The organism is Paractinoplanes atraurantiacus, from assembly GCF_900215205.1.
Lineage (GTDB): Bacteria > Actinomycetota > Actinomycetes > Mycobacteriales > Micromonosporaceae > Actinoplanes > Actinoplanes atraurantiacus.
Genome location: NZ_OBDY01000001.1, coordinates 396677 through 417334, shown reverse-complemented (window position 1 = coordinate 417334; position 20658 = coordinate 396677). Strand labels below are relative to the sequence as shown.

The following is a 20658-nucleotide window of genomic DNA, read 5'->3' as shown; positions in this document are numbered from 1 at the left end:
CCCAGGAAGCGGGGAACGCATGACGGCCACCGTCACCTCCACGTCGGCCCAGCCGGCCCTCGCCGGGATCACCTTCCCCGACGGCTTCATCTGGGGCGCCGCCACGGCGTCGTACCAGATCGAGGGCGCGGCGCGGGAGGACGGTCGCGGCCCGTCCATCTGGGACACCTTCAGCCGTACGCCGGGACGCGTCTACCGCGGGCACACCGGCGACGTCGCCTGCGACCACTACCACCGCTACCCCGACGACGTGGCGCTGATGGCGGATCTCGGCCTGAAGTCCTACCGGTTCTCGGTCGCGTGGCCGCGGATCCAGCCCGACGGCAGCGGCCCGGTCAACGCCGCCGGCCTCGACTTCTACGACCGCCTCACCGACGAGCTCCTCGGCAAGGGCATCGACCCGGTCGTCACGCTCTACCACTGGGACCTGCCGCAGACCCTCGAGGACCGCGGCGGCTGGCCCAACCGTGAGACCGCGGAAGCCTTCGCCGAGTACGCCCAGATCGTGTACGGCCGGCTCGGCGACCGGGTCGGCACCTGGACCACGCTGAACGAGCCGTGGTGCTCGGCCTACCTCGGATACGGCAGCGGCGTGCACGCCCCCGGACGGCAGGAGCCCACCGCGGCTCTCGAAGCGGTGCACCACCTGCTGCTCGGCCACGGCCTGGCGGCCCGGGCCCTGCGCTCGGCCGGCGCGCGCAACGTCAGCATCACCCTCAACCCGGCCGTCGTCTTCCCGGTCGACCCGGAGAACCCGACCGACCGCGAGGCGGCCCGGATCATCGACGGCCTCTCCAACCGGATCTTCTTCGACCCGCTGCTCAAGGGCGAATACCCGGCCGACGTGCTCGAGCACATCTCCCGGTTCACCGACCTGTCGTACATCAAGGACGGTGACCTGGAGACGATCAACGCACCGATCGACGTGCTGGGGATCAACTTCTACCAGCCGGCGTACGTCTCGGCGAAGCCCGGCACCCCGGCCTCGCTCGACCAGCCGGGCAGTGAGGGCATCGCCTACCGCGCGCCGGACGGCCCGGTGACCGACATGAACTGGCTCATCGAGCCGGCCAGCCTCACCAGCCTGCTCGAGCGGATCCACCGGGACTACCCCGGCACCCCGGTGATGATCACCGAGAACGGCGCCGCGTACCCCGAGGGACCGTCGGCCGACGGCGAGGTTCACGACACCCGCCGCGTCGAGTACCTCGACGGCCACCTGCGTGCCTGCCATGATGCCCTGGCGGCCGGCGTCGATCTGCGCGGTTACTTCGTCTGGTCGCTGATGGACAACTTCGAGTGGGCCGAGGGGTACCGCAAGCGCTTCGGGGTCGTGCACGTCGACTACGCCACCCAGCAGCGCACGCTGAAGGACAGCGCGAAGTGGTACCGGGAGGTGATCCGGCGCAACGGCATCGCGGCGCCGGGTTCTGACGAAGGGTGATCTTTTGTGGTGACGCGGGAGCGGCCGACCCTGGAAGCAGTGGCGCGCCGCGCCGGGGTGTCCCGGGCGACCGTCTCCCGCGTCGTCAACGGATCGACCTCGGTGGCCGCCTCCATCCGTGAGGCGGTCAACCGGGCCGTCGACGAGCTCGGCTACGTGCCCAACCAGGCCGCCCGCAGCCTCGTCACCCAGCGCACCGAGTCGATCGCGTTGATCCTGCCGGAGACGGCGAACCGGGTCTTCTCCGACGACCTGTTCTTCCCCGCGATCATCCGCGGCGCCGGCGTCGAACTGGAGGCGGCCGACAAACAGCTCGTGCTGATGATGGCCGGCTCGGCCCGCAGCCACGACCGGGTGGAGAGGTACGCGGTCGCCGGCCACGTCGACGGCGTCATGTTCGCCTCGATGCACGGCGCCGACCCGCTGCCCGGCACCCTGGTCCGCCTCGGCATCCCGGTGATCTGCAGCGGCCGCCCGATCGGCGCCGCCGATGTGCCCTATGTGGACGTCGACCATTTCGGCGGCGTCGCCGCGGCCGTACGCCACCTGGTCGCCCAGGGCCGCAAACGCATCGCCACCATAGCCGGCCCGCAGGACATGGTGGCCGGCATCGACCGGCTGGCCGGCTACCGGGCCACATTGGAGGAAGCCGGCCTCCCCCAGCGCACGGCCTTCGGCGACTTCACCCGCGAGTCGGGCCTGGCCGCGATGCGCTCACTGCTCGAGGCCGACCCGACCTTGGACGCGGTCTTCGCGGCCTCGGACATGATGGCCCACGGCGCCCTGGTCGCCCTGCGCCAGGCCGGCCGCCGCGTCCCCGGCGACGTGGCCGTGATCGGCTTCGACGACTTCGAGATCAGCCGCTACAGCGACCCACCCCTGACCACCGTCCGCCAGCCCATAGCCGACATGGGCCGCACGATGGCCCGCCAGCTCCTCGGCCTCATCAACGGCGACCCGGCCCTCCCCGACGCCGTGGTCCTGCCGACCGAGCTGATAGTCCGCGACTCCGCCTGACGCCGCACGATGAAGTCACTGGTTCGGCTTTATCGCGTGTTCCGCCGGCAGCGGAACAAGTGACGTCCGATCCGGACCGACGGCCCTCCCGGGCGCTCCCCGTTCCACTCCATCACCAGGCCCGGACGCAGCCCGGAACGGTCACGTGAGCTCGTCGTCCCGGGATCAACGCCCGGGCTGGTGGCCCGCGAGTCCACGGGAGGGCGCCACGGCTGATGTGGGATGGCCCAGCACCTCGCGGGAGAGCAAAGTGGCGCCGGCGATGGCGGCGGGCATGAGGAGGATGGCGCCCAGCGGGATCAGGAAGCAGCAGAAGACGGCGACGCCGAAGCCCAAGGCCAGGGCCTTGTTCTGCTTCAGGATCGCTCGGCGGTGACGCAGGCGCCGGCCCCGGCGCTGGAACGGGACGCCGGTCAACTCGACCGCCAGCAGCCAGCCGCCGACCGCGCCGCCCAGGACCGGGATCACGGTCTGGCCGACCAGCGGGAGGAAGCCGAGCAGGAACAGCGGGATGCCGACCAGGATGGACAGGCCGATCAGGCGCAGCGAGTCGACCAGGCTGCGGGCCAGCGACGGCCAGAAGCCGGCCTCGACGCCGTCGGGGACGCCGCCGAACTGGTCCTCGACCAGTTCGGAGATGCGCTCGTAGAACGGGTCGCCGATGAGCAGCGTGACCGCGGTGAAGGAGAGCACGCCGATGACCACGGCCACGCCGAGCAGGCCGGCGCCGGCGAGCACCTGCACCAGGTCGCCCCACGTCTCGCCCCAGTCGTCGGCGAACCAGGTGACCGCGTCGGAGAGCTGGGGCAGGAAGTCGATGAGGAAGAAGAGCGCGGTCGCGTAGAGCACGCCCGCGATCAGGGCCGGGATCAGGCCGAGGGCGAGCAGCTTGGGGCGGCGCAGCAGGATGCCCAGGCCGCGGGCCAGCAGCCCGGCCCCGATCAGGAACCTGCGGGCCGCTCCGAGGGGCTTTCCGGCGTCAACGTTCACGACCCGGCATTTTAGGGCCTGCGATCACGTCGCGCCCGGGCCGGCGATCACGTCGCGCCCGGGCCTGCGATCACGTCGCCGCCGGACTCGGGCTCTCGCTCGGGCCGCCCGACTCGGTGGGCGGCGGCGTCGTCGTGGTGATCTCGGTCGGGGTCGGCACCGGCGGCAGCGTCAGGGGCGGCAGCGGCGGGTCGGACGTGACCGTGGCGGGCGCGGGCGTCGTCGTGGTGGCGGGGACGACGGTGGTCGCGCTGGGCGGCGCCGCGGCGGAGGCCGTGGAGGCGGACGGGGTGACCGTCGCCGACGTGGCCGGTGCCGGGCGGTTCGGCCGGGGCGAGTAGCGGACCGTGGTCATCGGCGTGGTCTGCGCGGGCCGGGGGGCCGAGCCGAGGGCGCCCTCGCCGCCGGGGAGGCCGACCGCGGCCGGGCGCTTGGCCGGGGCGGCCAGGGACCACCCGATCGACACGGCGATCGGCAGGCCCAAGGCCACGAGTCCGAAAAAGACTGATTTAGGGGATAACCGCACGCTGTGAACAACAGGCGCACAGGCGCGAAAGGTTACGGCCCAGCAGCCAGAACAGGGTTGATCAATACCGGTCGGTGCCGGTACTGTCCGCTGGCTCCCCTCTGTCGAGACGGGAGAGCACGCCCACGGGGGTACACATGAAGATCGCATCACTCCTCTCCCTGACCCTGGCCGCCGGCATCGTCGGCGTGGCCACTCCCGCGCTCGCGGCCGGCGCCGCGCCCGTCGGCAGCTACACCCTGGACAGTCTGGCGATCTGGCCCGGCCAGACGGTCACGCTGACGCAGACCGCGCTCGCCGACGACGACGTCACCGACCCGGCCCTGCTCACGCAGACGATCAACTGGGGCGACAACACCACGACCGTCGCCACCGGCGCCGTCACCTCGTGGACCCACACGTACACCACCGCCCGGAGCTACCCGGTCGAGGTCGCGCTGACCGACGGCGAGGCGACCGGGACCGGCACGTTCCCGGCCGGCTCGACGGTCGCCGTGGCCGCGCCGACCGGCACGTACTCCTGGAAGAACTCCACGGTCTGGACGTACGAGTCCTATCAGAACCTCGCCGTCTGGAACGCCAGCAACGTGCCGGTCAACTCCGACGCCACCTGGACCAGCTGGGGCGACGACACCCGGACGCTGCTGCGCGACGGCACCTCGACCACGGTCGAGCACTGGTTCGGCCCGGGCACCTGGCGGCCCCAGGTCACCGTGAAGAACAAGCAGGGCAAGGCGACCCCGACGACCGCGCCGGCGCTTTCGGTGGTCACCGACGCGACCCCGCCGTCGATCGCGCTGACCTATCCGGCCAGCCCGAACAAGGCCAGCTCGTGGGCGACGATCCGGGGCACCGCCGGCGACACCCAGTCGGGGGCGGACATCGCCGCCGTCTTCCTGTGGAAGTACAACACCTCGGGCGTCGAGTACTACTACAACTTCGGCGCCCGCAGCTGGGTCCGCTACACGGGACAGAACCTGAACACGCTGCCGGACAGCGTCTTCGGCATGTCGGCCGTCTCCGCGTCGGGCACCTGGTCGGTTCCGGTCACGGGCCTGACCAAGGGCTGGATCATCGAGCCGCAGTACCAGGCGGCCGACAAGGTCGGTAACTGGAGCGACCTGAGCTGGCGTCAGATCACGCTCAACAGCTGATCTTCCGCACGGAGGAAGGGGGCCCTCGGGCCCCCTTTTTCTATGCGTTCAGGAACTGGGAGATGCGCTCGCGCAGCTCGCGGCGGTTGTTCCAGAGGACCGCCGGCCGGTCGTAGACGTGCAGCTCGGCGCCCGGCAGCAGCTCCGCGACCTGCGACGCCCAGGCCACCGGGTGCACCTCGTCGCCCAGACAACCGATCACCAGCGCCCGGCCGGAGAACGCGCGCAACGTCTCGGGAGCGGCGACCGCGGGCTCGTGCCACAATGTCGTCAGCTCGGCCGCCAGGCCGTCGCGCTGCAACTGCTCGACCCGCTGGCGAAGGTACGACCAGCCGGTCGGTGTGTTGCGCACCGACGGCGGCAGCTCGCTCTCGGCGGCCGCGGCGATCGACGCCGCCTCGCCCGACTCCACGGCGGCCAGCAGCCGCTCCACCCGCTCCTCGGCCGCGGCCGGTCGGGTGCCGTCGAGCGACGCCGGAAGGTAGAGGACCACCCGCTCGAAACGGTCGGGGGTGTCGCTCAGCAGCCGGCAGAGCGCCGCCGCGCCCATGCTGACGCCGACCGCGCGGGTCGCGCCGGAGAGATCGGCCACCGAACGCAGGTCGCTGGCCAGGTCGGCGAAGCTCCACGGGCCCGCCGGCGCATCGGACCGGCCGTGCCCGCGGAAGTGGAAGAAGACCCGCCGGCCCGCGACCGCCGAGCCCAGCGGGCGGGTGCCGGAGATGTCACCGGCCAGCCCGTGCGCGAACACGGTGACCGGGTCGCCGACGCCCGTGGTGAGCAGCTCCAGGCGTACACCGGAAGGGGTTGAAATGATCTCGGTCGGCGGACCGGGAAGCGTCGGGCGGCCGGAGCGCGGACCCGTCGAATCGGCACGCAGCAGGCGAGGCCCGCCGTCGGGCGGGGGCGGGCCGAACCGCCTCACCAGAAGCCTTTGCCGTCCGACAGATCCTTGAGGCCGGGACGGACGTCCAGCAGGTAGATCAGGGCGGCGGCGATGCCGATCAGGCTGAAGATGCCGGTCGCGCCGCTGCCCAGCAGCAGAGTCAGCACGATGCAGACGGCCAGGATCGCCGCCCAGGCGCCTTTCGGCAAGGTCCCGATGGCCTGGAACCCGTCACCGCGCTGGGTCAGGCAGTGAATCAGCGCCACCGCCTGCACGACCAGCGAAAGGATGAGCAGGAGCAGGCCGAGATAGACGAGCACGTCGTCGTAGAAGATCGGCGCGGAAGAGGCCATGAGGAGAAGTCTATGCCGCGGGGCCCAGCATCTGCCGGGCCCCGCGGATCATGTCGTGCTGGAAGATCACTCGGCCGGCTTCGCCTTGGGGGCGCGCTTGCGCGGCTTCGGCGTCGCGGCCGCGATCTCCTTGGTGGCGTCGGCGGCCTCCACCTTGGGCTGCTCGGTGGTCTCGATGTCGGCGTTGACCACGTCGGCGGCCTCGACGACACCGGCGCCGACGACGCGCTCGCCGCGGGCGACCAGGGCCGTGTACGCCGCGAGGGCCCGGTCCTGGGCGATCTGGGCGAACGAGGTGGCCACGCTGGCCGCGTTGCCCCGCAGGGCGTCGAAGTCGGTGGTGGCGGCCTTGTCGCGCAGCTCGGCGGCCTTGGTGCCGGCCTGCTCGTTGTAGGTGCGCAGCGAGGCGGCGGCGCGCTCGCTCAGCACGTTGACCACGGCCGGCAGCTTGCGGAGCTGCTGGTAGGCCAGGTCACCGGCGCCGGCGGCGGCGTAGACGGGGGCGGGGAAGCGGGTCTTGGTCTGCTCGGTCATTTCGTCTCCTCGACGGTCTCTTCGGCCGGCGGGTTCTCTTCGGCCGGCTGGTTGCGCAGGTTCTCGTTACGGAACGTCTCGTAGATCTGTGACAGCGACTGCTTCTGCGCGATCGTGAGCTCGGGATCGGCGGCGATGGCGGCCAGCACCCCTTGCTGGCCCTCGCTGTCCAACAGGCCGGCGCGCAGGTACATCGCGGGCGTCGACACCCGCAGCGCGCTGGCGATCTGCTGCAACACCTCGGCACTGGGCTTGCGCAGGCCGCGCTCGATCTGGCTCAGGTACGGGTTGCTGACGCCGGCCTTGTCGGCGAGCTGCCGGAGCGAGATCTTGGCGGTCTGCCGCAGGTCACGGATGAAACCACCGATGTCCTGAGGCAGGTCCTTGGGTGCGGCCATGCGTTCGAAGGTAGCGCGGAGTGCTAGCTCTTGCAAGCAAAGTGCTAACAAGAGCTAGCGTGAACTCGCTCACCGAACGGCGCGAACCTCGCCGACCGGCTCCCCGCCGCCCAGAACGAGCTCGGTCATCACCGGCACCGTGACGCCGAGCCGGCGCAGCTCGTCCAGCAGGACAGGCGTACGGGCCCGCATCCCGCCGTCGTCGACCTTGATGGCGATCGCGCCGGCACCCGGCACGGCGGCCGCCACCACACCCTCGGCGCCGCCCTTGGCCAGCAGACCCGGCACGGCGCCCATCAGCACGGTGTCGTCGGCCCCGGTGCCGGCGACCAGCTCCGGATGGGCCCGCATCTCGTCGGCCACCCGGCGCTCCGCGCTGCCCGGCTCGGCCTCGACCAGCCGCTGGAACGCCCGGGCCAGGCCGGTCAGCGACACGGCCAGCACGGGCGCGCCGCAGCCGTCGACACCGGTCGCGGCGACCGGCTCGCCGGCCAGGTCGGCCACCGCCTCGGCGATCGCGACCTGCAACGGGTGCTTCGGGTCGAGGTACGTCTCCAGCGGCCAGTCGTTGGCGGCGCAGGTGGCGAGCATGCCGGCGTGCTTGCCGGAGCAGTTCATCAGGACGCGCTCGGGGCCGCCGCCGCTGCGTACCCAATCATCGCGGTCCTTCTCGGCGATCGGCAGCGCTGCCGGGCAGCGCAGGTCGGCCACGGTCAGGCCGGCGCCCTCGAGGATCTCCCGGACCCGCCGCGCGTGGAACGGCTCGCCGTAATGGCTGCCGCTGATCAGGGCCAGGTCGGCGCCGTCGCGCGGCACGAGCCCGGCGCGGAGCATGCCGACGGTCTGCATCGGCTTGTTGGACGACCGGGGAAAGATCGGGCTGAGCACGTCACCGCGGCTCTGACCAGTGAGAACAGCGACCGATCCGTGGTGCACGCTCTCGACGAAACCGGAGCGCACTACTTCGGCGATGATCATTTCAGCCTTTAGTCCGATCAAGGGCGGCGGCGGGGTGGTTGGACGGGGGGACTCCCAGCAGCTCGCGGGTCTCGGCGGTGGTCAGCGGCGGGCGCTGCGCGAGCTGGGCGAACGCGGCCGCCCGAGCCACCAGCTGCATGTTCGACTCGACGGGACGGCCCTTGGCGTACGTGACGGTGTCCTCCATGCCGACCCGCAGGTGACCGCCGGCCGACAACGAGGCCAGGATGACCGGGATCGCCGTACGGCCGATGCCGGTGGCCGAGAACGTCGTGCCCGCCGGCAGATCACGGAGGGCCTGCTCGCAGGCGACCAGCGCGGCCGCCGTGCCCGGCATCCCGCCCGGCACACCCATCACCAGGTCGACGTGCACGTGACCGCCGAACGGCAGGCCGTGCTGGGACAGCAGGCGCTGCAACGTGGTGAGCTGGCCCAGGTCGAAGATCTCGTACTCGGGCACGATGCCCCGATCCTGCATGCGGGTGTGCAGGTCGACGATGAACTCCCAGCGGTTGAGGAAGACGCCGTCGCCGAAGTTGACCGTGCCCATCGTGCACGAGGCCATCTCGGGACCGGCGTCGAGCACGGCCAGGCGGTCCGACTCCGGATCGGTGACGGCGCCGCCCGAGGAGAGCTGCACGATCAGGTCGGTCGATTCGCGCAACGCGGCGACGGTCGCGCGGAGCCGGCCCTGATCAAGGGTCGGCTCGGCGCGGTCGTCACGGATGTGCACGTGGATGATGGAGGCGCCCAGCGCCTCGCACTCCTTGGCGGTCGCCACGAGCTCGTCGAGGGTCACGGGCAGCGCGGGTACGGCTGCCTTGCTGCTCTCGGCGCCGGTCGGAGCGACGGTGATCACGGTACCGGTCATGGCACCGATCCTGCCTCAGGCGACGTCGATGGCGACGGCGGACTCCCCTACCGTCAGTTCGGCGTCGTCGGCGACGTTGCGCTTGAGCACGGCCAAGGCGATCAGGCCGAGCTCGTGGTGGCGGACGGCGGTGCCGACGAAGCCGACCTCACGGTCGCCGCTGACCACTGGCGTGCCCTTGGCCGGCGGCTGGTCGGTGGCGACGCCGTCGAAGTGCAGCAGGACGAGGCGGCGCGGCGGGCGGCCGAGGTGGTGCACCCGGGCGACGGTCTCCTGACCGCGGTAACAGCCCTTGTCGAGGTGGACGGCGGCGGCGATGAAGTCGGCCTCGGCCGGGATCGTGCGGTGGTCGGTCTCCCAGCCGAGCCGGGGCATGCGGTGCTCGACCCGGATCGCCTCATAGGCCCACAGGCCGGCGAGCGGCACCCCAAGTTTCTCGATGACGGCGGTCTTCTCGGCCTTCGGAACCAGAAGATCGATTCCCAGGGGTACGCGTCGAGCCAGGCCCCCGGCGTAAGGCGTCACCGCGTACACACTCGTGGAATGACCCGGCACCTCACCGGCGGCGAATTTCGCGCCCGGAACTTCGCTGATCTGTGCCGCCGCCAGCGTGGGGAACAGGTCGGCGGCACCCGGGCCGACCAGCGACAGAACGGCCATCTCTTCACCGGCGTCGCGCGGCTCGACGCGAGTGAAGAACCGCATCATCTCCAGGTATTTCAGCAACCCGGCGCCGGCGCCCGGCTCGGTGTCGAGCCAGGCGGTGGTGCCGTCCTCCGTCACGTACGCGTGCTGCTCGACGTGGCCGTTGGGCGAGAGGACGAGCAGTTCGGTGCCCTGGTTTTCCGACAGATCCGACAAATGCTGAGTTGTCAGGGTGTGGAGCCAGGAGGCGCGCTCCTCGCCCGGCACCGCGATCACATCACGGTTGGACCGGTCGACCAGGCCCACGGCGGTGGCCAGGGTGCGCTGCTCGCGCATCGGGTCGCCGTAGTGCACGGGCACACCGGCATCGGTGGACGTGGGGTCGAGATCCTCGGCCATCACGACGGTCATCTCACAGCTCCTTGCAGTCCCCGCAGACCCCGAAGAGCGAGACGTGGCCGACATCGACCCGGAAATCCCGCTCGGCGAGCAGCCGGTCGGTGACCGGCCTCATCACCGACGGGTCTACCTCAGAAATCGACCCGCATCCACGGCAGACCAGGTGAACGTGCTGATCCTCACCCGCCGTGTGGTAGGTCGGCGACCCGTGCGACAGGTGGGTGTGGTTGACCAGCCCGAGCTCCTCGAGGAGCTCGAGCGTGCGGTACACCGTCGTGATGTTGACGCCGGCCGCCCGCTCGCGCACATGGTTGTGCACCTGCTCGGGGGTGGCGTGGCCGAGCTCGTGCACCGCTTCCAGGATGAGCTGGCGCTGCGGGGTGAGCCGCAGGCCGCGCTCCCGGAGCATGGCGGCTAGCGAAGTGGCGGACACGTTACGAAGATTACGCCCTTTTCTCAACCACCTATGCGCAGCAACCGCGCCGACATGTGCGGGCGCAGACCGCTCTGGCCCACCGCCTGCTCGTGCGCGTAGAGCAGCGCACCGTCGACGATGCCGAAGAGCCGCTGGCCACCGGTGACGGCCAGACCGGACGGCACGTACGCGATCGCGTCGGCCTCCATCTCCAGCCGCGTGGTGCCGATGACCTTGCCGACGTAGAGCTCCGCGACACCATCCGCGGTGATCATCGTGGCTTCCATCTCGTCGGTGGCCCGGCCGTCGTCGAGCACCGGCCGCCAGAAGCCCGACTCGACGATCCACTCACCGGTCGCCTCGGACGCGTCGTTCAGCAGCCACGACCGCGAATCCCAGCGCAGGAACGGACGGCCGTCATGGCTGATCCGCACCTCCTGGGCGAAGTCGTAGTCGTTCTCCTCGGGGAAGCCGCCCTGCCCGCGACCGCGCCACAGGCCGATGAAAGGCAGCAGGCCCAGCAGGGCGGGGTGCAGGTCGGGGCCCGAACGCAGGTCGTGGGTGTCCTCGTAGGGATAGGCCTCGACCGGAGGGGCGTTCAGCCAGGGCGGCGGGCCCAAAGGATTCTCACTCACCAACGCCCCCTAGAAACGCGCATGGCCAAATAGCCGAAACCGCCCGCCAGGCCGCCCAGACCGGCGACCAGCAGGCTCACGAACCCGATTTCCGTAAACATGACCGGCCCATCTTATGCTGGCGCTCATGGCACGCTTGTTGGTCGTCAAGGCAACCGCCGGGGCCGACGCCCCCGAGCGCTGTTCGCAGGCATTCACGGTGGCGTCCACGGCCGCCGCGTCCGGCGTGGACGTCTCGTTCTGGCTGACCGGCGAGTCGGCCTGGTTCGCCCTGCCGGGCCGGGCCGCCGAGTTCGAGCTGCCCCACGCGGCCCCCCTGCCCGACCTGCTCGACCTACTGCTGGAAAGCGGCAAGGTGACAGTCTGCACGCAGTGCGCCGCCCGCCGCGACATCACCCCGGACGACGTCCTCCCCGGCATCCGCATCGCCGGCGCCGCCGCCTTCGTCGAGGAGATCATGGGCGAGGGCGCCCAGGCCCTCGTCTATTGAGCGACGGTACGTCTCCGGCCTGCACCGCCGGCGGCCACGCTCCAACCCGCGCGGGCGGCACGCTCCTACCCCCGCGCAGGCCACGCTCCTATCCCGCGCAGGCGGTGGTGACGCTGACCCGCAGCAGATCGCCGTCCGGGCTGACCACCAGCGAGTCGGCGCCGATCCGGTAGGCGCGCACTGACTTGTCGGCCCGGATCACCTCGGCGCCGTCGGTGACCGTGGCGAGCGCGGCGGCCAGATCCTTGGACATCGGCACACCCGCGGCAACATGAGTCGCCACGATCGATTTATCCGGACATAGGGCGGCGAAGGTCTCCGGGGTGTCGCCCTGGCCCAGCGCCTGCACGGCCCGTTGGAAGATCGCCGGGGCCGGCCCGGCCTGCGGATCTTCGCGATCGAGGTCATCCGATCGAGGGCGGCAGCCGGTCGACAGCCGCAGTGTCAGCGCCTGGGCGGTCGCCTCGGCCGTCCCGTCGACCCCGATGAAGTCGCCGGCGTCGGAGTGGAACGACAGCCGCGTGCCGCCGCGCCCCTCCCCCAGCTCGGTCCGGTAGCCGCCGGGCAGCGCCTCGCTGATCGCCTCCATCGAAGCTTTCATCTCGCCCTGCGGCACGTACACGGTCACATCCCGGGCCCCGGCCACCCCCTCGCGCACCGGAGTCACCCGGCAGCCGTCGACCAGCTCCAGCTCGCCGAGAACAACCGCGCGCCCCGGCCCTTCGGCCGCCGCCACCACGGCACCGGCCGCCCGCTGAAGATCGGTCACGGCCAGCGCGATGTCCCTCTGCTCGGGCACGGTCGCCCGCTCATGCCCCACCGACCAGACCGCCAGCACCGCAACCACCACGATCCACGCAGCCACCGCCCCGATCAGCCACCACCGCTTTTTCGCCCGCTCACCCGAAGGAAAATCACCCCTCGGATAAGGGTCGCCGCCCGCAGGAAGGCCACCTGACGGAAGCCCGCCCATTGGAAGGCCGCCCGGCGAAAGGCCGCCCGGCGAAAGGCCGCCCGGCGAGAGGCCGCCCGGCGGAAGCCCGCCCGGCGAGAGGCCGCCCGGCGGAAGCCCGCCCGGCGGAAGCCCGCCCGGCGGAAGCCCGCCCGGCGGAAGCCCGCCCGGCGGAAGCCCGCCCGGCGGAAGCCCGCCCGGCGGCTCGGCCCCCAGACTGAAGCCTGCCCCTTGCGCACCGGCCCTCGAAGAGGAAGAAGGCTCGTAAAGAGCGCCAGCACCCGAAGAAGGCGAAGGCTCTGGATGGGAGCCAGCACCTGAAGAAGGCGAAGGCTCTGGATGGGAGCCAGCACCTGAAGAAGGCGAAGGCCCTGGATGGGCGCCAGCGCCCGAAGAAGGCGAAGGCTCCGAAGGACGGTCGGCGCCGAAAACAGGCACAGACCTCGGGAAGGGAACGGACTCCGAGGAAAGGTCCCTCGCGGAAGAGGCGAGATCCGCAGAAGTAGCGAAATCCGCGGAAGAAATGGCATCCGCAGAAGAAACAGGCCCGGTCGAAGAAGCGGCATCCGCAGAAGAGCCAGAACCGGAACCTGCAGAAGAAGCACGCCCCGCGGAAGAGGCGGGATCCGCGGAAGAAGCCGCGCCCGCAGAAGAAGCCGCGCCCGCAGAAGAAGCCGCGCCCGCAGAAGAAGCCGCGCCCGCAGAAGAGCCCGCGCGAGAGGCCGCCCCCGCGGGGGAAGCGGGATCCGCGGAAAGGCCATCCCCGGGTGGGGAACCCATTGTCGGCGGCTCGGTCATCGGCGGAGGGCCGCGTATTCGGGGGAGGCCAGGAAGCGGTCGAGGATCTCCGCCGTGCCGGGGGTGAACGGGCGGGCCAGGGCCTCGGCCGCCGGGATGAACAGCATTGCCGCGCCCTCGCCGAGGACCACGTCGGCCTGGGTGGCGTCGGTGGGGGCGTAGAAGTAGTTTTTCACCCTGCTCTCGGAGGGCAGCTCCTGGCGGGCGAAGAGCCGCACCGGCGACGACGGGCTGATCGACGCCTCCTCCCACAGCTCGCGCACCGATGCCTCGGCCGGTGTCTCGCCCTCTTCGACCGAGCCGCCGGGCAGGCCCCAGACGTTCGGGTGGTACGGCGCCTTGTCGTCCCGCAATTGCAGGAGCAGGGCGCCGGTGGCGTCGACGACGAACGTGCAGGCGATCTGGATCATTTGCCGGCCAGCCTTTGCAGGGCGCCGACGGCTACGTCGGTGCGTGTCGTGTACCAGAACGGGGGCAGTGACTTGCGCAGGAAGGCGCCGTAGCCCCGGGCCGTCTCGAGCCTCGAGTCGAGCACCGCGACCACGCCCTTGTCGCCGGTCGCGCGGATCAGGCGGCCGACGCCCTGTGCCAGGCGGATCGCGGCGATGGGCACGCTGACCGAGGCGAAGCCGGAGCCGCCGTTCGCGTCGACCGCGGCCGAGCGGGCCGCGGCCAGCGGCTCGTCGGGGCGCGGGAACGGCAGCCGGTCGATCACCACCAATTGGCACGAGTCGCCCGGCACGTCGACGCCCTGCCAGAGCGACATCACGCCGAACAGGCAGCTTTCCTTCTGCTCCCGGAACTTGCGGACCAGGATCGGCAGCGACTCCTCGCCCTGGAGCAGGATCGGCAGGTCGGTGCGGGCGCGCAGCAGCTCGGCGGCCTGGGTGGCCGCCTTGCGGGACGAGAAGAGGCCGAGCGTGCGGCCGCCGAGCGCCTCGACCAGCTTGACCAGCTCTTCGCCGGCGGCGTCGGGCAGGCCGGACATCTGCGGCCGCGGGAGGTGCGCCGCCACGTACAGAATGCCCTGTTTGGGGTAATCGAAGGGTGATCCGACGTCGAGCGAGGTCCAGCCGTCGCCCGAGGCCGAGGGTGCCTCGGCGGCCGGTGTCGGCGCCGAGGCGGCGACCGGCAGGCCGAGCGAGCGGGCGACCGTGTCGAAGCGGCCGCCGAGGGTCAGGGTGGCCGAGGTGGCGACGACCGTGCGGTCCGCGTAGAGGCCCTGTGAAAGCGTGCCGGCGACCGAGAGCGGGGCGACCACCAGCGCGCGGCGGCCGGAGCCCATGTCGGATTTCTCGACCCACGCGACGTCGAAGGCGTCCTCCTCGAGAAGGCGCTGTGAGGTGTCGCTGAGGTCGCCGATCGCGGCCTTGGCCTGCTGCTTGCGCACCGGGTCGGAGTCGTCGGACTTGACGTCGCCGATCGCGGTGAGCGCGGCCCGGGTGGCCGACTCGAGCAGGGTGAGCGCGTGTCGCAGCGGCTGGGGCAGGCCCGACGTGATGCGGCCGGCCGGCACGTCGGCCAGGCCGACGGTCAGCGCGTCGGCCGCCTCGGCCAGCGACTCGGCCACCGCGGGCGGGATCAGGGTGCGGGCCCGGCGGGCCGAGCGCTCGACCGCGTCGGGGGTCAGCTCGGCCTGTGAGGCGGCCGAGACCCGGTCGGCCAGCTCGTGGGCCTCGTCGATGACCAGCAGTTTGTGCGGCGGGACGATGTGGCGCTCGGCCAGCATGTCGACCGCGAGCAGGCTGTGGTTGGTCACCACGATGTCGGCCTCGCGGGCCCGGGCGCGGGAGGCCTCGGCGAAGCACTCCGCGCCGTACGGGCATTTGGCCGCGCCGACGCAGTCGCGGGCCGGCATCGAGACCTGGCGCCAGGCGGTGTCGTCGACGCCCGGGTCGAGCTCGTCGCGGTCGCCGGTCTTCGTCTTCTCGGCCCAGGCCTGCAGCCGCTGGATCTGCTTGCCGAGCCGGCCCGCCTCGCCGAGCCACTGGGTGGCCCGCTGGGGCGGCGCGTCGTCGAAGAGCGTGTCGGTCGGCGCCTCCTCGTCGGCGTGTTCCATCTTGGCCACGCACAGGTAGTGGTGGCGGCCCTTGAGCACGGCGAAGGTGGGCTTGCGGCCGAGGACCGGCTCGACCGCGGCGGCCAGCCGGGGCAGGTCGTGCTCGACGAGCTGGTTCTGCAGGGCCAGGGTGGCGGTGGAGACCACCACGGGCCCGTCCACGAGCAGCGAAGGGGTCAGGTAGGCCAGGCTCTTGCCCGTGCCGGTGCCGGCCTGGACGAGCAGGTGCTCACGGTCGCGTATGGCTTTGTCGATGGCCGCCACCATGGCCTGCTGGCCGGGTCGGGCGGCTCCGCCGGGTACCGCCCCGACGGCTGCGGCGAGGAGTTGCTCGGCGGTGGCCTTCTTCTTCGTAGCTGCGGGCACGCGGAGACGGTACCCGCCACCACCGACAGAAGCCGACCACCGTTAGGGTTCTCGCATGCCGAACGAGACGGTCCGGGTCGTCTACACGAAGTACGACGGTTCGGCCCACCGGGACTATCCGGCCCGCCGGTTCGACGAGGACGACCTCGGCGTGTGGGTGGGTGTCACCCGCGGCACGTCGTCGGTCTACCACGGCCGGCCGAGTGTCGAGCAGATCCCGTTCGTCCTGCTCATCCCCCATCACGCCTGGTGGACGGGCATGTTCAACCCGCCGCCGCGGACCAGTGAGGTCTACTGCGACATCACCACGCCGGCGCGGTGGGAGGGCGACACGGTGCACATCGTCGACCTCGACCTCGACGTGGTGCGCCGTCGCTCGACCGGCGTGGTCGAGCTGCGCGACGAGGACGAGTTCGCCGAGCACCGCGAGCTTTTCGGATACCCCGATGATCTCGTACGGGAGGCCCGCGCGGCCGCCGACAAGCTGCTGGTGGCCCTGGGCGACGGTAGCGAGCCGTTCGCCCACCACTTCCACAAATATCTACAGAAGGTCGCTGACTAGCACCTTCGTGGGGTTGAGCTGCTGGAACATGCCGGTGATGCGCCCGCCTTCGACGGTCAGCCCGAGGGCGGCCCGCAGTGGCCGCCCGTCGGCGTACCGGCCGGAGGCGTAGACGCCGGGCATCCCGTTGACCAGGGCCGGGGTGAAGACGGCGTCGTCGCCGAGCCGCTTGCCGGTGATGACGCCGAGGAAGAAGCGGGCCACGTGGTCGGCGCCGACGACCGGGCGCCGGGCCGTGTTGAACCAGCCGCCGCCGTCGCTGATCGACACCACGTCGGGCGCCAGCAGGGCGGCCAGCTCCCGCACGTCGCCGCCGTCGACCGCCTCCAGGAAGGCGGCCAGCACCCGGCGCTGCTCGGCCTGGTCGGTGGTGTGCCGCACCTGCCCCTCGGCGACCGCCCGCCGGCCGCGTGAGGCGTGCTGGCGCGCGGCCGCCTCGGTGCTGTTGAGGACGAAGGCGATTTCTTCGTACGGCATGGCGAAGGCGTCGTGGAGCACGAGGGCGACCCGCTGCTCGGGGGTGAGCCGCTCGAGCACCACGAGCAGGGCCAGGCCGACCTGGTCGCGCCGCTCGGCCTGCCCGGCCGGGTCGCCGTCGGGGTCGACGAACAGTTCGGGCAGCCACTGTCCCGGATAGGCCTCGCGGGACACCCGGGCCGATTTGAGCACGTCGAGGCATAGCCGCCCGGTCACCGTGGTGAGCCAGCCGCGCGGATCGCGGATGTCGTCGGCGTTTCTCGCGTAGCGCAGCCAGGCCTCCTGCACCACGTCCTGCGCCTCGGCCGCGCTGCCGAGCATCCGGTAGGCCACCGAGAACAGGTGCGGACGGTGGGCCTCGAACTGCTCGGCGGACGGCATGGGGGAATTCTCACGGAGATTGCCCGGCGGCGGGTAGCACATGTGACACAGTAAAAACGCACATTTAGGACTAATACGGATGGTGCGCTGTGAACGACGCCGTGACGATCGCGAGTGGCCTCGTCGGGGTCGCGGCCGTGGCCGGAGCGGTCACGGCCGCGGTACGCCTCCGCCGGCCCCGCCCGTACCAGGCCACCGGGCACGCCCTGGCCCGCCCGGCCGACCTCGACCCGCTCCCCGCGGTGCTGCGGCATGGCCTGGGCGGCCTCACGGTGCCGGTCACCCCGGGGCCGCACGGCGAGCTCTTCCTCGGCCCCGGAGCGCCGCAGCCCGGCCGCACGCTGCGCCGGCTGGTGCTCTCCCCGCTCTTCGGGCGGATCCGGGCCCACGGCGGCCGGCTCGCCCGCGGGCAGCAGGTGCCGTTCCGGCTCGTCGTGGAGTTCACCGGGGCCAACCGCGACGCCGAGACGCTGCTGCAGGCCTATCGCATGCTCGACCAGCAACTGCGGGACCACGCCGCCCTGCTCAGCCACTGCGACGGCGAGGAGCTGACGCCCGGCGCGGTCACCGTCTCGATCGCCGGCATCGTCGACGTGCGCGAGCTGCTGGCGGCCGACCGGGTGCGGTACGCGTTCGCCGAGGGGACGTTCGACGACATCGGCTCCCAGGCCGCGCCGCCCGGACTGGTCCCGATGATCAGCGAGCCGTGGAGCCGCCGGTTCGGGTGGGACGGGCGCGAGCCGATCTCGGCCGAGGAACGCCATCTGCTGCACGCGATGGTGCGCTCGGCCCACGAGGACGGCCGTACGGTGAGAATCTCCGGTCTGCCCGAGGGATCAGCCAAAGCCCGGCGGGCAATCTGGACAGAGCTGGCCGACGCCGGTGTCGATGTCATCGCCGACAGTGACCAGCGCGGGCTCGCACGGCACCTGAGCCGCCACCCGGTCAGCGAATGGGTGGCCCGCGAGCCGCTGCCGACCCGGGCCGTGCGGCGCGGCTCACCCCGGCCCACCGCACCCCGTGGCGATCGTCGCCACGAGCCCGTTTAACAGGCGAACGAAAGGTAAACCACGGGAGGCCTTAGCATTCCTGGAGATCCATCCCCAGCTTGCCGATCGAGGTCGCCGCGTGAAGTTCTCATTCCGTCCCGTCGAGGGAGCCTTCTACGAGCTGTTCACGAAGGCGGCGCACAACCTCGTGAAGGGCACCGAGCTGCTCAACGAGCTGGCGCTGCCCGGTGTGGACGTGCAGTCGGTGAGCGACCGGCTCACCGACGTCGAGCACGACAGCGACCAGATCACCCACGATCTCTACAAGAAGATCAACTCCACCTTCATCACGCCGTTCGACCGCGAGGACATCTACTCGCTGGGCTCACAGCTGGACGACGTGATGGACCATCTCGAGGCGGTCGGAAATCTTCTTTACCTGTACGGGCTGACCGAGCTCCCGTCACTGCCACGCGAGATGCACGAGCTGGTGAACGTGCTCGACCAGCAGGCGAAGATCACCGCCGAGGCGATGCCGAAGCTGCGCGCCATGAAGGGCCTCGACGAGTACTGGATCGAGATCAACCGCCTCGAGAACGAGGGCGACCGGGCGTACCGCATGCTGTTGGTCCGGCTCTTCTCCGGCGAGTACGACGCGCTGACCGTCCTCAAGATGAAGGAGGTCGCCGACGAGCTCGAGGCCGCCTGCGACGCCTTCGAGCACGTGGCCAACACGGTCGAGACCATCGCGGTCAAGGAGTCCTAGGCCTTGTCGCCCGAGCTCATCGCCGTCCTGGCGGTCATCATCGCCGCCATGGCGTTCGATTACACCAACGGCTTCCACGACGCCGCCAACGCCATCGCCACCAGCATCAGCACGCGGGCGCTGACCCCGCGGGTGGCGCTCACCATGGCCGCCGTCGGCAACTTCATCGGCGCCCACCTGGGCAGCGAGGTGGCCAAGACCGTCGGCGACGGCCTGGTCACCCTGAAACCGGGCGTGCCCAGCCTCGGCGTCGTCTTCGCCGGAGTCGTCGGCGCCGTCACCTGGAACCTCATCACCTGGTATTTCGGCCTGCCCTCGAGCTCGTCGCACGCCCTGTTCGGCGGACTGGTCGGCGCCACCCTGCTCGCGTCGTCGCTGGGCAGCGTCCAGTGGGACAACATCGTCACCAAGGTGCTGATCCCGATGGTCGCCTCGCCGATCGTCGGCCTGATCCTCGGCTTCGTCGTGATGGTCGCCATCATGTGGATCTTCCGGCGCGGCAATCCGGGCAAGCTCAACCGCGGCTTCCGCCACGCACAGACGCTGTCGGCCGCCGCCATGTCCGTCGGCCACGGCATCCAGGACGCGGCGAAGACCATGGGCATCGTCGTGCTGGCCCTGTACACGGGTGGCTTCCAGGACAGCCCGTCCGACATCCCGTGGTGGGTCTACATCACCACCGCGACGATGCTGGCCCTGGGCACGTACTCCGGCGGATGGCGCATCATCCGTACCCTCGGCCGAAAGATCATCGACCTCGGCCCGGCCGAGGGCTTCGCCGCCGAGACGGTCGCCAGCTCGGTGCTCTTCTTCAACGCGTACGTGCTGCACGCACCCATCTCGACCACCCACACGATCACCTCGGCGATCATGGGAGTGGGCGCCACGAAGCGCCTGAACGCGGTCCGCTGGAACGTGGCCGGCAACATCGTCATCGCCTGGGTGACCACGTTCCCGGCCGCCGGCCTGATCGCCTGCGGCATCTACCTGCTGGTCCGCCCGCTGTTCGGCTAACTGCCGTCCGGGGCCTCGTCGCCCAGATCGGCCCGGAGCCGGTCGTTGGCCCGCTCGAGGGCGCTGAGCACGATGGCCCGCTCGGCCACGGTGGCCGACCCGATGATCTGGTCGGCCAGGTCGTTCCAGGCGTCCTCGATGCGGGGGATCAACTTCAGCCCCTCCTCGCTGATCACGATCCGCACCTGCCGCCGGTCCCCCGGCACCGGCTCCCGCCGGAACCACCCACCGGCACCGAGCCGCGCCAGGCTGCGGGTCGCGGTGGGCGGCTCGACCCCGAGCCGGGTGGCCAGCTCGGTCACGGTGATCCCGTCCGGCTCCTGAGCCAGCTGCCAGAGCAACACGTCCTGCCCGGGGTGCAGCCCGAGCTCACCGAGCCGCCGGGCCTTGGCCACCCGGTACAGCTGGCTCATCTTGTTCAGCGCCGCATTGACGCGCATGACCTCGACGCTCTTCACCATCGAAGGATAGCCAGCTAACGATCTTGCCGCAGCGCAACCCGATAGCCGGCTAACGAGCCTGGGGCTCCGGCCGCGCGAGTAGGTTCCCTGCCACAACG

At 71.1% G+C, this 20658-nt stretch carries 24 protein-coding genes and 1 pseudogene; 8 read left to right on the top strand and 17 right to left on the bottom strand.

The annotated features are described in order from the left end of the window. Window positions 1-19: 19 nt before the first annotated feature. The gene (locus tag CRP55_RS01865; protein ID WP_097317687.1) at window positions 20-1444 is read left to right on the top strand and encodes a GH1 family beta-glucosidase; all 1425 of its coding nucleotides are present in this window, start codon (window positions 20-22) and stop codon (window positions 1442-1444) included. 6 nt (window positions 1445-1450) lie between these two features. Next, complete coding sequence (locus tag CRP55_RS01860) at window positions 1451-2461, top strand: LacI family DNA-binding transcriptional regulator (protein WP_097317686.1); 1011 nt, start codon at window positions 1451-1453, stop codon at window positions 2459-2461. 165 nt (window positions 2462-2626) lie between these two features. Here CRP55_RS01860 and CRP55_RS01855 read toward each other — a convergent pair whose 3' ends face one another. Together CRP55_RS01855 and CRP55_RS52725 are read right to left on the bottom strand one after the other, a co-directional pair. After that, entirely contained in the window at window positions 2627-3451 is an 825-nt protein-coding gene (locus CRP55_RS01855; protein WP_097317685.1) for an EI24 domain-containing protein, read from the bottom strand. A gap of 70 nt (window positions 3452-3521) precedes the next feature. After that, entirely contained in the window at window positions 3522-3941 is a 420-nt protein-coding gene (locus CRP55_RS52725) for a hypothetical protein (protein ID WP_097317684.1), read from the bottom strand. A 173-nt stretch (window positions 3942-4114) separates the two neighbouring features. Here CRP55_RS52725 and CRP55_RS01845 point away from each other — a divergent pair, with 173 nt between their 5' ends. Further along, window positions 4115-5131: a hypothetical protein gene (locus CRP55_RS01845; RefSeq protein ID WP_097317683.1), complete on the top strand. Its 1017-nt coding sequence runs from the start codon at window positions 4115-4117 to the stop codon at window positions 5129-5131. Window positions 5132-5171: 40 nt separating this feature from the next. Here the strand turns inward: CRP55_RS01845 and CRP55_RS01840 are convergent, their stop codons facing one another. The 10 genes and pseudogenes from CRP55_RS01840 to mtfM form a co-directional block, all read right to left on the bottom strand. Continuing rightward, window positions 5172-6056, bottom strand: a complete 885-nt coding sequence (locus CRP55_RS01840; protein WP_097317682.1) for an alpha/beta fold hydrolase — start codon at window positions 6054-6056, stop codon at window positions 5172-5174. After that, complete coding sequence (locus CRP55_RS01835) at window positions 6053-6370, bottom strand: DUF2516 family protein (RefSeq protein ID WP_097317681.1); 318 nt, start codon at window positions 6368-6370, stop codon at window positions 6053-6055. The genes CRP55_RS01840 and CRP55_RS01835 overlap by 4 nt, the downstream gene beginning before the upstream one ends. A gap of 66 nt (window positions 6371-6436) precedes the next feature. Continuing rightward, on the bottom strand, window positions 6437-6904 hold the full coding sequence (locus CRP55_RS01830; protein ID WP_097317680.1) for a hypothetical protein: 468 nt from the start codon (window positions 6902-6904) through the stop codon (window positions 6437-6439). A 20-nt stretch (window positions 6905-6924) separates the two neighbouring features. Beyond that, window positions 6925-7302: pseudogene (locus CRP55_RS01825) on the bottom strand (helix-turn-helix domain-containing protein); the annotation flags it as partial. Window positions 7303-7371: 69 nt separating this feature from the next. Beyond that, window positions 7372-8280 carry an asparaginase gene (locus CRP55_RS01820; protein WP_097317678.1) on the bottom strand — a complete coding sequence of 303 codons (909 nt, stop codon included), beginning with the start codon at window positions 8278-8280 and terminating at the stop codon, window positions 7372-7374. A gap of 1 nt (window position 8281) precedes the next feature. Then, window positions 8282-9151 (bottom strand): beta-keto acid cleavage family enzyme, encoded by an 870-nt coding sequence (locus CRP55_RS01815; RefSeq protein WP_097317677.1) that lies wholly within the window; start codon window positions 9149-9151, stop codon window positions 8282-8284. Window positions 9152-9166: 15 nt separating this feature from the next. After that, window positions 9167-10207 (bottom strand): CAF17-like 4Fe-4S cluster assembly/insertion protein YgfZ, encoded by a 1041-nt coding sequence (gene ygfZ / locus CRP55_RS01810; protein WP_097317676.1) that lies wholly within the window; start codon window positions 10205-10207, stop codon window positions 9167-9169. Window position 10208: 1 nt separating this feature from the next. Continuing rightward, window positions 10209-10604, bottom strand: a complete 396-nt coding sequence (locus CRP55_RS01805; RefSeq protein ID WP_097317675.1) for a Fur family transcriptional regulator — start codon at window positions 10602-10604, stop codon at window positions 10209-10211. A 47-nt stretch (window positions 10605-10651) separates the two neighbouring features. After that, window positions 10652-11248 carry a heme-binding beta-barrel domain-containing protein gene (locus CRP55_RS01800; protein WP_097317674.1) on the bottom strand — a complete coding sequence of 199 codons (597 nt, stop codon included), beginning with the start codon at window positions 11246-11248 and terminating at the stop codon, window positions 10652-10654. Next, window positions 11242-11346, bottom strand: coding sequence for a small membrane protein MtfM (mtfM, locus tag CRP55_RS55525; RefSeq protein ID WP_281260744.1), 105 nt, complete (start codon window positions 11344-11346; stop codon window positions 11242-11244). Before mtfM ends, CRP55_RS01800 begins: the two co-directional genes overlap by 7 nt. A 14-nt stretch (window positions 11347-11360) precedes the next feature. Between mtfM and CRP55_RS01795 the strand changes: the two genes are divergently transcribed. Next, window positions 11361-11735 (top strand): DsrE family protein, encoded by a 375-nt coding sequence (locus CRP55_RS01795; protein WP_218854011.1) that lies wholly within the window; start codon window positions 11361-11363, stop codon window positions 11733-11735. A gap of 88 nt (window positions 11736-11823) precedes the next feature. Here the strand turns inward: CRP55_RS01795 and CRP55_RS01790 are convergent, their stop codons facing one another. The 3 genes from CRP55_RS01790 to CRP55_RS01775 form a co-directional block, all read right to left on the bottom strand. Then, entirely contained in the window at window positions 11824-12600 is a 777-nt protein-coding gene (locus tag CRP55_RS01790) for a hypothetical protein (protein WP_143234364.1), read from the bottom strand. A gap of 881 nt (window positions 12601-13481) precedes the next feature. After that, window positions 13482-13895, bottom strand: a complete 414-nt coding sequence (locus CRP55_RS01780) for an NUDIX hydrolase (protein ID WP_097317672.1) — start codon at window positions 13893-13895, stop codon at window positions 13482-13484. After that, a complete protein-coding gene (locus CRP55_RS01775; RefSeq protein WP_097317671.1) occupies window positions 13892-15910 on the bottom strand; it encodes an ATP-dependent DNA helicase in 2019 nt (672 codons plus the stop codon). Before CRP55_RS01775 ends, CRP55_RS01780 begins: the two co-directional genes overlap by 4 nt. 55 nt (window positions 15911-15965) lie before the next feature. On the opposite strand from CRP55_RS01775, the gene CRP55_RS01770 reads away from it, so the two are divergent. Continuing rightward, the gene (locus CRP55_RS01770) at window positions 15966-16472 is read left to right on the top strand and encodes a DUF402 domain-containing protein (protein WP_097317670.1); all 507 of its coding nucleotides are present in this window, start codon (window positions 15966-15968) and stop codon (window positions 16470-16472) included. Here CRP55_RS01770 and sigJ read toward each other — a convergent pair. After that, a complete protein-coding gene (sigJ, locus tag CRP55_RS01765) occupies window positions 16452-17330 on the bottom strand; it encodes an RNA polymerase sigma factor SigJ (protein WP_097317669.1) in 879 nt (292 codons plus the stop codon). The two genes, CRP55_RS01770 and sigJ, sit on opposite strands and share 21 nt — an antisense overlap. An 89-nt stretch (window positions 17331-17419) precedes the next feature. On the opposite strand from sigJ, the gene CRP55_RS01760 reads away from it, so the two are divergent. The 3 genes from CRP55_RS01760 (at window position 17420) to CRP55_RS01750 (ending at window position 20099) form a co-directional block, all read left to right on the top strand. Then, window positions 17420-18379: a PI-PLC domain-containing protein gene (locus CRP55_RS01760; RefSeq protein ID WP_097317668.1), complete on the top strand. Its 960-nt coding sequence runs from the start codon at window positions 17420-17422 to the stop codon at window positions 18377-18379. A 79-nt stretch (window positions 18380-18458) separates the two neighbouring features. Further along, entirely contained in the window at window positions 18459-19085 is a 627-nt protein-coding gene (locus CRP55_RS01755; RefSeq protein ID WP_097317667.1) for a DUF47 domain-containing protein, read from the top strand. 3 nt (window positions 19086-19088) lie between these two features. Continuing rightward, on the top strand, window positions 19089-20099 hold the full coding sequence (locus CRP55_RS01750) for an inorganic phosphate transporter (RefSeq protein ID WP_097317666.1): 1011 nt from the start codon (window positions 19089-19091) through the stop codon (window positions 20097-20099). Here the strand turns inward: CRP55_RS01750 and CRP55_RS01745 are convergent. Beyond that, window positions 20096-20557 (bottom strand): MarR family winged helix-turn-helix transcriptional regulator, encoded by a 462-nt coding sequence (locus CRP55_RS01745; RefSeq protein ID WP_097318679.1) that lies wholly within the window; start codon window positions 20555-20557, stop codon window positions 20096-20098. The genes CRP55_RS01750 and CRP55_RS01745 overlap by 4 nt on opposite strands. Window positions 20558-20658 lie beyond the last annotated feature (101 nt).

Excerpts from the sequence above, each read along its gene's own strand:
- CRP55_RS01865 (WP_097317687.1), top strand. The coding sequence starts at position 20 with ATGACGGCCACCGTCACCTCCACGTCGGCCCAGCCGGCCCTCGCCGGG.
- CRP55_RS01845 (WP_097317683.1), top strand. The coding sequence starts at position 4,115 with ATGAAGATCGCATCACTCCTCTCCCTGACCCTGGCCGCCGGCATCGTC.
- CRP55_RS01835 (WP_097317681.1), bottom strand. The coding sequence starts at position 6,370 with ATGGCCTCTTCCGCGCCGATCTTCTACGACGACGTGCTCGTCTATCTC.
- CRP55_RS01830 (WP_097317680.1), bottom strand. The coding sequence starts at position 6,904 with ATGACCGAGCAGACCAAGACCCGCTTCCCCGCCCCCGTCTACGCCGCC.
- CRP55_RS01820 (WP_097317678.1), bottom strand. The coding sequence starts at position 8,280 with ATGATCATCGCCGAAGTAGTGCGCTCCGGTTTCGTCGAGAGCGTGCAC.
- CRP55_RS01815 (WP_097317677.1), bottom strand. The coding sequence starts at position 9,151 with ATGACCGGTACCGTGATCACCGTCGCTCCGACCGGCGCCGAGAGCAGC.
- ygfZ (WP_097317676.1), bottom strand. The coding sequence starts at position 10,207 with ATGACCGTCGTGATGGCCGAGGATCTCGACCCCACGTCCACCGATGCC.
- CRP55_RS01805 (WP_097317675.1), bottom strand. The coding sequence starts at position 10,604 with ATGCTCCGGGAGCGCGGCCTGCGGCTCACCCCGCAGCGCCAGCTCATC.
- mtfM (WP_281260744.1), bottom strand. The coding sequence starts at position 11,346 with ATGTTTACGGAAATCGGGTTCGTGAGCCTGCTGGTCGCCGGTCTGGGC.
- CRP55_RS01795 (WP_218854011.1), top strand. The coding sequence starts at position 11,361 with ATGCTGGCGCTCATGGCACGCTTGTTGGTCGTCAAGGCAACCGCCGGG.
- CRP55_RS01780 (WP_097317672.1), bottom strand. The coding sequence starts at position 13,895 with ATGATCCAGATCGCCTGCACGTTCGTCGTCGACGCCACCGGCGCCCTG.
- CRP55_RS01770 (WP_097317670.1), top strand. The coding sequence starts at position 15,966 with ATGCCGAACGAGACGGTCCGGGTCGTCTACACGAAGTACGACGGTTCG.
- sigJ (WP_097317669.1), bottom strand. The coding sequence starts at position 17,330 with ATGCCGTCCGCCGAGCAGTTCGAGGCCCACCGTCCGCACCTGTTCTCG.